Source organism: Streptomyces caeni, from assembly GCF_042678285.1.
Classification (GTDB): domain Bacteria; phylum Actinomycetota; class Actinomycetes; order Streptomycetales; family Streptomycetaceae; genus Streptomyces; species Streptomyces caeni.
In genome coordinates, this window is record NZ_JBHUDX010000059.1 from 23,337 (window position 1) to 35,464 (window position 12,128).

Genomic DNA, 12,128 nt, shown 5'->3' on the forward strand with positions numbered 1-12,128 from the left:
CCGCCCAGTCGCCGCGGTTGCCGTCGACGAGGGCGAGCGCGGTGGCCAGGGCCGGGCCGGGGACGGCCCACGCCACTTTCAGCGCGATCGCCGCCGCGAGGACCAGGAGCGCCGCCGCACGGGCGGCGGCGCTCGGGCCGGTGGCCTCCCAGGAGAGCCGGCCGGCCGTCAGTACGCCCCATCCGCCCGTCCAGCACGCGCCGACGGCGGCGGTGACGCGTACGGACGTCAGCGGCGTGCGGAGCGCGGCCACCGTGTCGGCCGCGGCGGTCACCAGCAGNNNNGAGCGCGGCCACCGTGTCGGCCGAGGCGGTCACCAGCAGCGCGGCCGTGAGCGTGTGCGGACCTGCACCGGCCGCCACCGCCGCCAGCGGAAGGGGGAGTTGGGCGGCCGCGAGCGCGGCGGGCAGGGGGACGCGCAGGGCGCCGAGGCTTCTGCCGTACCCCCACCACACCGCGGCCAGGACCGCCGCGGCGCCGGCCGCGTAGCCCGTGCCGCCCGCCTCCGGCAGCGCGACCTCGTGCAGGGCGTAGGCGTCGAGCACCGTCAGCGCCAGGCCGAGGCCCGCCACCGCCTCCGCGGTCGAGCGCAGACGGCGTCCCACGAGCGGGACGGGTGCGCCCAGCGCCGCCGCAGTCACCGCGCCGAGCACCAGCGACCGCCCGGCGATCCCCAGATGGCCCCAGCTGAGCAGCGTGAAGGCGATCGCGGCGATGGTCAGCAGGATGCCGCCGAGGACGAGGAGCACGTTCTGCACACCGGGTGCGGTGGCCTCCGGCCGGCGCGGGGCCATGGGGACGGGCGGCGCGACGGGCGGCTGGAGCGCACCGATCACCACGGCGCGCCGTGCCAGCAACTGGGCCCGGCGGGCGTCGAGTCGCCGCAGCTCGGCATCGAGGAGCCGCAACTCCTCGGCCGGGGGCGGAAGGGGGGGGCATGTCCTGAAGCGTGGCGGGCGTCGCGCCACAGGGCATGAGTGCGTGTACTCAGACCGTACTCAGATGCCGTGCGGTCCCGCTTGCCACGGGCAGACTCTGCCCATGGACTGGAACCGGTACCGCTTCCGCAGCCTGTGGCCCCTGCCCGCGCCACCCGGCGAGGTGTACGCCGTGCTGGAGCGGGTGGAGGACTGTCCCCGCTGGTGGCCGCAGGTGCGCGAGGTGCACCGGACCGACGGCGTGACAGGCACCGTCCGCGTCCGCTCCGTCCTGCCCTACGACCTTGCCTTCACCGCCCGTGAGACGCGGCGTGATCCGGCGGCCGGGGTACTGGAGATCTCGACGAGCGGTGACATCGACGGCTGGGCCCGCTGGACGGTCATCGCGGCCGGTGCGGGCAGCCTCGTCCGCTACGAGCAGATGGCCGAGGTGTGCAAGCCGCTGCTGCGCCGGCTCGCGGTGCCGGGAAGGCCGGTCTTCCGCGTCAACCACCGGCTGATGATGCGAGCGGGGCGGCGCGGGCTGGTGGCCCATCTGGAAGCGGTTTGAAGCAGACCCGCCGGGACCTGTATTGTTCAGTGCGTTCCCGGGCGATTAGCTCAGTGGGAGAGCGCTTCGTTCACACCGAAGAGGCCACTGGTTCGAACCCAGTATCGCCCACCCGGAGAAGACCGGTCCGTCATCGGCGGGCCGGTTTTCGCATGCCGGGGGCATGCCCGGTGCCATCCGGCCGCGGTTCAGGCCGCCGCCGGCAGCTCCGGACGCAGCGGCCACGCCGGATCCACCGGCTCCTCCGCGCCGGCCCGCGCGAACCACGCCTGCAGCCCGCGTGCCTGCGCCGCGTGCCACACCGCCTGCAGGGTGTGCAGTTGCGCCGGTGCCAGCCGCTCCAGCCGGGGTGCGAAACGGCGCCCCACCGCCCGTACGACCTCCAGCGCGGCCAGCGCGTCCGCCGCCGCGTCGTGCGCGTCCTCCAGCACGACCCCGTAGTGCGCGCACAGGTCGGTGAGCGTACGCCGTCCCTTGCGGTAGCGGTCCAGATGTTTGTCCAGGACCAACGGGTCGAGCACGCACAGCGGTGCCGAGGGGAACCAGCGATCCAGCGAGGACGCCCGGTGCCGGCGCAACTCCCGGTCCAGCAGCGTCAGATCGAACGGCGCGTTCATCACCACCAGCGGCCGGCCCCGCGCGGCCTGCGCGCCCAGCTCCCTGGCCATCTCCTCCATCACCGGCGACGGCCAGCGGCCGTTGCGCTGCAGATGCTCCTCCGTCAGCCCGTGCACCGCCGTCGCCTCCGCGGACACCGGCACCCCCGGGTTCACCAGCCAGCGGCTCACCCGCGGCCGGGAGCCCGGGGCGTCCTGGACGACGACGGCGGCCGACACGATCCGGTCGGTCTCGACGTCCACGCCCGTGGTCTCCGTGTCGAACGCGGCCAGAGGGCCCTCGTACCAGCACGTCATACGCACCCAACTCCTCGTTCACTTTCGGCAGTTGACGACCGTCTTCTGCCCCGTTCGGTGATACCCGGGCTGTTTGCGCCGTACGCCGGAAGGACACAACACGATTACGGGTCTTTGCAGTTCAGCGACCCGAAACGGCGATCCACCGGAACGGGAAGGCTGTTGGCCATGGCGATCGCGCAGCCCGAGCGGGGCGGGCTGCTGCCCGAACGGACGGCACCCCATCGCGGCACACTCGCCGTCACCGCCTGCATGGAGACGCTGCAGGTCGGCTACCTGCACGCGGTCGCCGCCGCGGCCGGCTGCTCGCTGTCGCAGCCCTTCCCGGACAACGGCATCGACTGGCACGTCAGCCACAGCGCCCCCGGCCACACGGTCGACGACGAGGTCACGATCAAGGTGCAGCTCAAGTGCACCTACCAGGTCCAGCCGAACCCCCCGGGCCGCTTCTTCTCCTTCACGCTGGACAACGAGCACCTGGCGAAGCTCGCCCGCACCCCCGTCTCGGTGCACAAGATCCTCGTCGTGATGATCGTCCCGCGGTCGCAGGACCAATGGCTGCGGGCCGGCCACGACCGTCTCGACCTGCGGCACTGCTGCTATTGGACCAACCTCGCCGGACACCCCGTCACGGGGCGGCGCCGCACCACCGTGCGCATCCCGACCTCGCGCATCTTCGACGACCGCGCGCTCTGCGAGATCATGACCCGGGTCGGAACGGGAGGCAGACCGTGACGCACCGTCCCGTCGGCGAACCGGACCGCGCGGTCCGGCCGTACCCGGCCGAGCCGCCGTGGAACCGGCCGCCCACCGCCGACCAGGTCGATCCCGCCGTGCTCAGCGCCCTGCTGCACCGCCATGGCTGGCAGCGCCGCGGCGGTGCCCCCGGGCGCTACGGCCGCTGGACCCCGCCGGGCCCCGGTGGCGGTACGAGCCTGCTGGTGCCCGAGAGCCGCTCCTTCCCCGACAGCGACGACCTGCTCGGTGAGGCCCTCGTCGCCCTGTACCGCAGCGGCTCGCCCTCGGCCCGCGACGTGCTGGTCGGACTCGCCGTGCCCAGCGACGAGATCCACTGGTGGCGGGATGTGCCCGCGTCCGTGGTGGGCACGGTGCCCTGGGACGTCGAGGACCAGTTGCGCACCGCGGCCCGCCGGACGCTGCTGGCGGGCGCGCTCGCCACACGGGCGCGAGTCGGCTACCACGGCGTCCGGCACCGCGGACCCGCCGCCGCGGCCCTGGAGAACGTCCTGGTCGGCGCCGCGCCCGGCGGCCGCCGGCTGACCGCCTTCGTGCCCGTCCCCACGGGCCGGCCGCTCGCCGTGCGCCTGCACCAGGCGCTGTTCGCGGCCCGGGAGGCGGTGGACTACCGGCGGGCCACCGGGGGCATGGACGCCTTCGACGTGGCCGTCGGCGCGGGCGTGAGCCACGAGCTGACCGAGGCGCTCGTGGCCCTGGTGCGCGGGTCCGAAGGCGCCGGGATCGCCGTGGAGTGGGCGCCCGCCGCCGGTGTCCCCGAGGACTGCGCGACGCCCGCGGAGCCCGTCGAGTTCTCGCCCGGCGACCTGCCCGCGCTGCGCGAGGCCGGCGCCCGCTACCTGCGCGAGGAGCCGTCCGTGCCGGTGCGGATCACCGGGGCCGTGGTCCGCATGCGCCGGGCGGAGCCCCGCGGCGAGGGCGATGTCCGCCTGCGGGTCATCGCCGGGGCCGAGGTCTCCCATGTGCGGATGACGCTGGACGAGGACGCCTACCGGATCGCGGGCCATGCCCACCTGGTCGGGCTGCCGGTGCGGGTGCACGGGCGGCTGGAGAGCCGGGGCGGCTTCCGGCGGCTCGTGGGTCCCTCCGGGGTGGTGCCGGTGCAGGTCGACGACGCCGAGCGGGACCGGCTGATGAAGTCGCTCCAGGACGACCTGGACTTCTTCGAGGAGGTGTGCGGCGGCGAGTGACGTCGCCGTTTCGCGGGGGGCGGCTCCCGGTCGGTACGATCCCAGTCATGCGCGCGCTCCAGGTATGGCGCCGCATCCACCAGCAGTCAGGAGAGACCGGTGTCAGACGTCCGTGTGATCATCCAACGCGATTCCGAGCGGGAAGAGCGCCTGGTGACGACGGGCACTACGGCCGCCGACCTCTTCGCCGGCGAGCGCTCGATCATCGCCGCGCGCGTGGCCGGCGAGCTGAAGGACCTCGGCCACGAGGTGAAGGACGGTGAGACCGTCGAGGGCGTCGAGATCTCCTCCGACGACGGCCTCAACATTCTGCGCCACTCCACGGCGCATGTGATGGCCCAGGCCGTGCAGGAGATCTTCCCCGAGGCGAAGCTGGGCATCGGCCCGCCGGTCAAGGACGGCTTCTACTACGACTTCGACGTGGACAGGCCGTTCACGCCCGAGGATCTCAAGGCCATCGAGAAGAAGATGCAGGAGATCCAGAAGCGCGGCCAGCGCTTCGCGCGCCGCGTCGTCACCGACGAGGCCGCCCGCGAGGAGCTGGCGGACGAGCCGTACAAGCTGGAGCTGATCGGCCTGAAGGGCTCGGCCTCCAGCGAGGACGGCGCGGACGTCGAGGTGGGCGCAGGCGAGCTGACGATCTACGACAACCTGGACGCCAAGACCGGCGAGCTGTGCTGGAAGGACCTCTGCCGCGGTCCGCACCTGCCCTCCACCCGCGCCATCCCGGCGTTCAAACTGATGCGCAACGCTGCCGCCTACTGGCGCGGCAGCGAGAAGAACCCGATGCTCCAGCGCATCTACGGCACCGCCTGGCCGTCCAAGGACGAGCTGAAGGCGTACCTGGACTTCCTCACCGAGGCCGAGAAGCGCGACCACCGCAAGCTCGGCGCCGAGCTGGACCTGTTCTCGATCCCGGAGCAGATCGGCTCCGGCCTCGCCGTCTTCCATCCGAAGGGCGGCATCGTCCGCCGGGTGATGGAGGACTACTCACGGCGCCGCCACGAGGAAGAGGGGTACGAGTTCGTCTACACCCCGCACGCGACCAAGGGGAAACTCTTCGAGACCTCGGGCCACCTGGACTGGTACGCCGACGGCATGTACCCGCCCATGCAACTCGACGAGGGCGTGGACTACTACCTCAAGCCCATGAACTGCCCGATGCACAACCTGATCTTCGACGCGCGCGGCCGCTCCTACCGCGAACTGCCGCTGCGCCTCTTCGAGTTCGGGACCGTGTACCGCTACGAGAAGTCGGGCGTCGTGCACGGCCTGACCCGCGCCCGCGGCTTCACGCAGGACGACGCGCACATCTACTGCACGCGCGAGCAGATGGCCGACGAGCTGGACAGGACGCTCACCTTCGTGCTGAACCTGCTGCGCGACTACGGCCTCACGGACTTCTACCTGGAGCTGTCCACCAAGGACCCGGAGAAGTTCGTCGGCTCGGACGAGGCATGGGAGGAGGCCACCGAGACCCTGCGTCAGGTCGCCGAGAAGCAGGGCCTCCCGCTGGTTCCCGACCCGGGCGGCGCGGCCTTCTACGGCCCGAAGATCTCGGTCCAGGCGAAGGACGCGATCGGCCGCACCTGGCAGATGTCGACGGTCCAGCTCGACTTCAACCTGCCGGAGCGCTTCAACCTCGAATACACGGGTCCGGACGGCTCCAAGCAGCGTCCGGTCATGATCCACCGGGCCCTCTTCGGCTCGATCGAGCGGTTCTTCGCGGTGCTCCTGGAACACTACGCGGGCGCGTTCCCGGCGTGGCTGGCCCCGGTGCAGGCGGTCGGCATCCCGATCGGCGACTCCCATGTGGAGTACCTGGAGAAGTTCGCCGCGGCGGCCCGGAGGAAGGGCCTCCGCGTCGAGGTCGACTCCTCCTCGGACCGGATGCAGAAGAAGATCCGCAACGCCCAGAAGCAGAAGGTGCCCTTCATGGTCATCGCGGGCGACGAGGACATGTCGGGCGGGTCCGTCTCGTTCCGCTACCGGGACGGCTCGCAGGAGAACGGCATCCCGTTCGACGAGGCCATCGCGAAGATCGTGAAGGTCGTCGAGGAGCGGGCCCAGGTCTGATCCGTACGGGTCGGCGCGGTCGGCACGGGTCCGTCGGGACGCGTACGGGACGCAGGGCCTCCGGGAACCTCAGTTCCTCGGGGGCCCTGTGTCGTCTCCCCGTGCGAACCGTTGCATCAGCCACGACGAGAACGAGCCCGTCACCGCGCCCAGCAAGGCGACGCCGCAGCCCATCAGGGCCACGGCGACCACGCGTCCCACCACCGTCACCGGGACGGCGTCGCCGTAGCCCACGGTGCTCAGGGTGGAGGCCGCCCACCACAGCGAGTCGCCGAAGGTGCGGATCGACGCGCCGGGCACCGTGTGCTCGTGCTGGTACACCACGAGTGCGGCGGCGAAGCCGAGCAGCCCCACCGACATGCTCGCGTACAGGATCACCCGCGCCTGCAGGGACATCACGGGATGCCCCTGGCGGCGCTCCCGCAGGGCGTCGTAGACCCGCACGATGCGCACCGGCCGCAGCAGGGGCAGCAGCACCACCAACGAGTCCAGCCAGTTGCGGCGGACGAAGCGCAGCCCCTGGCCGCTCAGCCGCCAGCGCACCGTGTAGTCGACTACGAACAGCGTCCAGGTCGCGGCCGTCACCGCCAGGCACAGATCGCGCGCGGGCCCGGGCAGGCCGGGTGCCAGGACCCGCACCGCGTACGAGGCCAGATAGAGGAGGGAGGCCGCTCCGAGCGGGGGTCCCAGGCGTCTCTCCCAGCGTGCCGTGCGGCTGCCGTCGTCCATCGGCCCAGCTTCGCTCCGCACGGTTCGGCCCGGGCCCCGCCGACACGCCGCGAACGGGCGAAGCCATATGCTGCACTGCATGACGAGTGAGCCGGAGCAGCAGATCGGAGTGGGTACGCAGGACGCGTTCCAGCGCCTGTGGACGCCCCACCGGATGGCCTACATCCAGGGCGAGAACAAGCCGACCGGTCCCGGGGCCGGCGACGGCTGCCCGTTCTGCTCGATCCCGGCCAAGTCCGACGAGGACGGGCTGATCGTCAAGCGCGGTGAGCAGGTGTACGCCGTCCTCAACCTGTACCCGTACAACGGCGGGCACCTGATGGTCGTGCCCTACCGCCACGTCGCCGACTACACCGACCTGACGGGGGCGGAGACCGCGGAACTCGCCGAGCTGACCAAGCAGGCCATGACCGCCCTGCGCAGCGCCTCGGGCGCCCACGGATTCAACATCGGCATGAACCAGGGCGGGGTCGCCGGCGCGGGCATCGCCGCCCACCTGCACCAGCACATCGTGCCGCGCTGGGGCGGCGACACGAACTTCATGCCGGTGGTCGGCCACACGAAGGTGCTGCCGCAACTGCTGGCCGACACCCGGACGATGCTGGCGGAGGCCTGGCCGAAGGACCCGAGCACGCCGGACCCGTCCTGACCGCGCCGCAGGCCCGCGGGCGCCGGGCCCCCGGCGCTCGGGGACGATGCCGTCCGGGCCGGCGGCGCGGTCCGGGGAAGCAGCCCCGGAGGCGGCCACCCACCGCCGGAGGCACTACGCGTCGTACACGTCCGCCTTCCGCGGCGACACGTCCTGCACCTGCGTGCTGAGGAACGACGACCGTGTGCCGAACTTCTCCGTGTCCACGCCGTTCTCCTTCAGCACCCGGATAGCGGCCGCGTGCACGACCCGCAGCACCGGCGTGGCCGCGCGCAGCGCGTCGTCCGCCATGAAGCGGTGGCGCCAGGGCTGGTCCGCCCAGGCGTGGCGCAGTCCGAACGGCTCGGGCAGGGTCAGCGAGCCGCCGAGCCAGTTCAGCAGCGGCGGGTATCCGGTGAGCGGGGCCCGCACCGCGAGCCGTACCACCTCGTCCGTGTCGACCAGCGGGAGCTTCACCTCACGGGTCTCCCAGAACCTGACCGACTTCTGCACCTTCTTGGTCGGCGCCGACGGCTTGCTCGTGAACAGCGCGTTCACAGGTCCCAGGGCATGCCCGGTGACCTCGATGCGCAGCGTCTCGTGCAGGACCGTCACCGTGATCATCATGGTGATGATCAGCTGGCCGTCCCAGAGGGTCCACTGGACGCCCAGGTAGTGCCGCTGACCGCTGCCGAACTGCTGCTTGTTGCAGATCTCCTGTATGGCGTGCGGCTTGATCTGGTACGCGTCCACGTCGGTGCCCGAGGGGCGGGAGACCTCCTTCGCGTTCTCACCGATCGGGCTGACGATCCAGTGCTTGACCGACGGGGTCGGGAAGCCGCCGGTGTTCAGCGGGCCGCGCTCCAGCATGCGCAACTGGTCGTGGATGGCCTTGATCACGTCCCAGCTGCGGAAGGGGTGGATCTCCCTGTCCGGATCGCGCGGCACCAGGTCCTCGGCGAGCTGCCAGCTGCCCCAGCGCGTGCCCATGCCGAGGATGCCCTTGGGGCCCGCGTAGAAGACGGAGTTGGACTGCTGCTCGGCGCTGAGCCGGGCGAGTGCCTGGCGCAGCCGCTCGGCGGCGGTCTCGCCGGGGCTGCCGGGCACGGCCTCGGGGATCTTCGCGCCGAGGCCGCCGCCCGCGAGCAGGTTGTCCCAGCGGTCGCGCAGGTCCTTCGCCGTGCGCTCGCAGATCCGCTTCGCCCAGAGCCAGCCGACGACCGGCATGACGACCGTCGCGCGCGCGTACCACGCCCAGAAACCCGTGAACGGCATGCGGATCAGGAAGATCACGGCCAGGACGCCCACGGCGACCAGCAGGGCGGTGGCGAGAGCGGGGGCGCGCTTGTCGTCGCGCTTGGTGATGGTGGCCCGGATCTGGAAGACCAGCAGCCACACCAGCAGCCCCGGCAGGAACAGGACCCCGCACAGCACCGTCACGGCCGACAGCCAGTTGTCGCGCTCCCTGCGGATGCGGTGGGCGGCCAGGCAGTGCTCCACGACCACCTGCGGCTCGGTGCCGAAGGACTGGATGAGCGCCTTGCGGCCGGCGCCCAGCATGCGGTCCCGCACCGCCAGCGAGAACGCCTCGCCGAGGTTCGGCCGGAAGATCTTCGCCCACGGGCGGCCGGAGCTGACGGCCGACTGGTGCCATTCGTTGTCCGCGTCGAGGATCGTCTCGACCTTCGCGTCCCGGTAGGCCGCCGAGGCCAGGGCGTAGGTCGCCGCCGTCTGGCCCGCGGAGCCCGAGAGGGGCACCTGGGCCCCGGGGCTGAAATCGAATCCGTCCGTCATGCCGCCCCCATCGCCGCCCAACCCGCTCCTGCGGCCTTCCCGACTTCCTTGCTCCGCACACCTGTTGAACAGGTCATCGCGCTGATCGCGTCTCAACTTGACCAGGTGATCAGCGTATCCGCCGGCGCGGACATTCGTCGGCGGACGGCTTCTGGGCCGTCCGCCCGGACGGCCCAGAAGCCGTCCGCCGACGAATGTCCGCGCCGGCGGGAGCCGACTACGAGGCTTCCTGCTCCTGTTTGCGGATCTTCTCCGCGACCTGCGGCGGCATCGGCTCGTGCCGCGCGTAGGAGCGGCTGAATCGCGCCGTGCCGTGCGAGAGGGAACGGAGGTCGACCGCGTACCGGCCGATCTCGATCTCCGGCACCTCGGCCCGTACGAGGGTGCGGCCGCCGCCGGTCTGCTCGGTGCCCAGCACCCGGCCGCGCCGCCCGGACAGGTCGCTCATCACGGCGCCGACGTAGTCGTCGCCGACGAGCACCGTCACCTCGGCGACCGGCTCCAGGAGGTGGATGGCGGCGTCGGCCGCCGCCTCGCGCAGAGCGAGGGCACCCGCCGTCTGGAAGGCGGCGTCGGAGGAGTCGACGGAGTGCGCCTTGCCGTCCAGGAGCGTCACCCGGACGTCGACGAGGGGATAGCCGGCGGCCACGCCCTTGGCCGCCTGCGCGCGGACGCCCTTCTCTACGGACGGAATGAACTGCCGGGGCACTGCCCCGCCGACGACCTTGTCGACGAACTCGACGCCGGAGCCGCCGGGCAGCGGTTCCACCTCGATCTCGCAGATCGCGTACTGGCCGTGCCCGCCGGACTGCTTCACATGGCGGCCCCGTCCCGCGGACCTGTTCGCGAACGTCTCCCGCAGGGAGACCTTGTGCGGCACCACGTCGACCTGGACGCCGTAGCGGCTGCGCAGCCGCTCCAGCGCTACGTCCGCGTGCGCCTCACCCAGGCACCACAGCACCACCTGGTGCGTGCCGGGGTTGTGTTCCAGCCGCATGGTGGGATCCTCGGCGACCAGCCGCGTCAGCCCCTGGCTGAGCTTGTCCTCGTCCGCCTTGCTGTGCGCCTGGATGGCGAGCGGCAGCAGCGGGTCGGGCATCTGCCAGGGCTGCATCAGCAGCGGGTCGTCCTTGGCCGAGAGGGTGTCCCCGGTCTCGGCCCGGCCCAGCTTCGCCACGCACGCGAGGTCGCCCGCGATGCAGTGCGTCAGCGGCCGCTGCTGTTTGCCGAACGGCGAGGACAGGGCGCCGATGCGCTCGTCGACATCGTGGTCCTCGTGCCCGCGGTCGGCCAGCCCGTGCCCGGACACATGCACCGTCTCGTCCGCACGCAGAGTGCCCGAGAACACGCGCACCAGCGAGACACGGCCCACGTACGGGTCGGACGACGTCTTGACGACCTCCGCCACGAGGGGCCCGTCGGGGTCGCACAGCTCGATCTCACGGGGCTTGCCGTCCGGAGTGGTGACCGTCGGCGCCTCCGGCTCCAGCGGGGTCGGGAAGCCGCCGGTGACCAGCTCCAGCAGCTCCACAGTGCCGAGGCCCTGGCGGGCACCCTCGGCGGCGGGGGCGGCGGCCAGGACCGGGAAGAAGACCCCGCGGGCCACGGCCCGCTCCAGATCCTGCACCAGGATGCCGAGGTCGATCTCCTCGCCGCCCAGATAGCGGTCCATGAGGGTCTCGTCCTCGCTCTCGGCGATGATGCCCTCGATGAGCCGGTTGCGGGCCTCCTCCAGCCGCGGCAACTGCTCCGGGCCCGGCTCGGACTCCTTGCGCTCGCCGGTCGAGTAGTCGAACAGCTTCTGCGTCAGCAGCCCGGTCAGCCCGGTCACGGGCGCGTGTCCGTCGGGTCCCTGCGGACCGTGCAGCGGCAGATACAGCGGAAGCACCGCGTCCGGGTCGTCGGCTCCGAACGCCTCGGCACAGGCCCTGGTCATCTCCTCGAAGTCGGCCCGCGCGGCCTCCAGGTGCGTGATCACGATGGCGCGCGGCATGCCGACGGCCGCGCACTCCTCCCACACCATGCGTGTCGAGCCGTCGACCCCGTCGGAGGCGGAGACGACGAAGAGGGCCGCGTCCGCGGCGCGCAGACCGGCCCGGAGCTCCCCGACGAAGTCGGCGTATCCAGGGGTGTCCAGCAGGTTGATCTTGATCCCGTCCCATTCGACGGGAACCAGGGAGAGCTGTACCGAGCGCTGCTGCCGGTGCTCGATCTCGTCGTAGTCGGAGACGGTGCCGCCGTCCTCCACCCGGCCCGCCCGGTTCACCGCTCCCGCGGTCAGCGCGAGAGCCTCCACCAGAGTCGTCTTGCCCGATCCGCTGTGGCCGACCAGCACCACATTCCGTACGGACGCGGGGTGGTCGGCCGCCGTAGCCCTGCCGGCGGCTCCGGGGTGTGCGTTCGCCTTGTCGCCCATGGCCTTGCCTCCCGTGCACGGTGAGGTCACTGTGGGCGCGGGCGGCCGGCTCCGCGTGAGTGGCGGCTCCGACGGCGCCCGCGGTGTCTTCGAGCTTTGCACTCGTGTCACGGTGCGTCCATACGAAGGACGTGATC

The 12,128-nt window shown here is 72.0% G+C and carries 9 protein-coding genes and 1 tRNA gene; 6 read left to right on the forward strand and 4 right to left on the reverse strand.

All coding sequences use genetic code 11. The features are described from left to right. The first annotated feature begins 1,041 nt into the window (after positions 1–1,041). Both ACFSL4_RS21560 and ACFSL4_RS21565 read left to right on the forward strand, forming a co-directional pair. Positions 1,042–1,488: an SRPBCC family protein gene (locus ACFSL4_RS21560; protein WP_381085296.1), complete on the forward strand. Its 447-nt coding sequence runs from the start codon at positions 1,042–1,044 to the stop codon at positions 1,486–1,488. Positions 1,489–1,527: 39 nt separating this feature from the next. Next, positions 1,528–1,599 (forward strand) — tRNA-Val (locus ACFSL4_RS21565). Between the two features lie 77 nt (positions 1,600–1,676). Here ACFSL4_RS21565 and ACFSL4_RS21570 read toward each other — a convergent pair. After that, positions 1,677–2,402, reverse strand: a complete 726-nt coding sequence (locus ACFSL4_RS21570; RefSeq protein WP_381085299.1) for a 3'-5' exonuclease — start codon at positions 2,400–2,402, stop codon at positions 1,677–1,679. 168 nt (positions 2,403–2,570) lie between these two features. Here ACFSL4_RS21570 and ACFSL4_RS21575 point away from each other — a divergent pair, with 168 nt between their 5' ends. From ACFSL4_RS21575 to thrS, 3 genes are all read left to right on the forward strand, one after another. Continuing rightward, positions 2,571–3,137, forward strand: coding sequence for a DUF4365 domain-containing protein (locus tag ACFSL4_RS21575; protein ID WP_381085302.1), 567 nt, complete (start codon positions 2,571–2,573; stop codon positions 3,135–3,137). Beyond that, positions 3,134–4,348 (forward strand): hypothetical protein, encoded by a 1,215-nt coding sequence (locus ACFSL4_RS21580; RefSeq protein ID WP_381085305.1) that lies wholly within the window; start codon positions 3,134–3,136, stop codon positions 4,346–4,348. Before ACFSL4_RS21575 ends, ACFSL4_RS21580 begins: the two co-directional genes overlap by 4 nt. Before the next feature lie 99 nt (positions 4,349–4,447). Continuing rightward, positions 4,448–6,424, forward strand: coding sequence for a threonine--tRNA ligase (gene thrS / locus ACFSL4_RS21585; protein ID WP_381085307.1), 1,977 nt, complete (start codon positions 4,448–4,450; stop codon positions 6,422–6,424). A 69-nt stretch (positions 6,425–6,493) separates the two neighbouring features. Here thrS and ACFSL4_RS21590 read toward each other — a convergent pair whose 3' ends face one another. Continuing rightward, positions 6,494–7,153 (reverse strand): ion channel, encoded by a 660-nt coding sequence (locus tag ACFSL4_RS21590; protein WP_381085309.1) that lies wholly within the window; start codon positions 7,151–7,153, stop codon positions 6,494–6,496. 67 nt (positions 7,154–7,220) lie between these two features. On the opposite strand from ACFSL4_RS21590, the gene ACFSL4_RS21595 reads away from it, so the two are divergent. Further along, a complete protein-coding gene (locus ACFSL4_RS21595) occupies positions 7,221–7,802 on the forward strand; it encodes an HIT family protein (protein WP_381085312.1) in 582 nt (193 codons plus the stop codon). A gap of 114 nt (positions 7,803–7,916) precedes the next feature. On the opposite strand, the gene ACFSL4_RS21600 is transcribed toward ACFSL4_RS21595, so the two are convergent. Together ACFSL4_RS21600 and ACFSL4_RS21605 are read right to left on the reverse strand one after the other, a co-directional pair. Continuing rightward, entirely contained in the window at positions 7,917–9,575 is a 1,659-nt protein-coding gene (locus ACFSL4_RS21600; protein WP_381085315.1) for a hypothetical protein, read from the reverse strand. A 217-nt stretch (positions 9,576–9,792) separates the two neighbouring features. After that, positions 9,793–11,991 carry an elongation factor G-like protein EF-G2 gene (locus ACFSL4_RS21605; protein WP_381085318.1) on the reverse strand — a complete coding sequence of 733 codons (2,199 nt, stop codon included), beginning with the start codon at positions 11,989–11,991 and terminating at the stop codon, positions 9,793–9,795. Positions 11,992–12,128 lie beyond the last annotated feature (137 nt).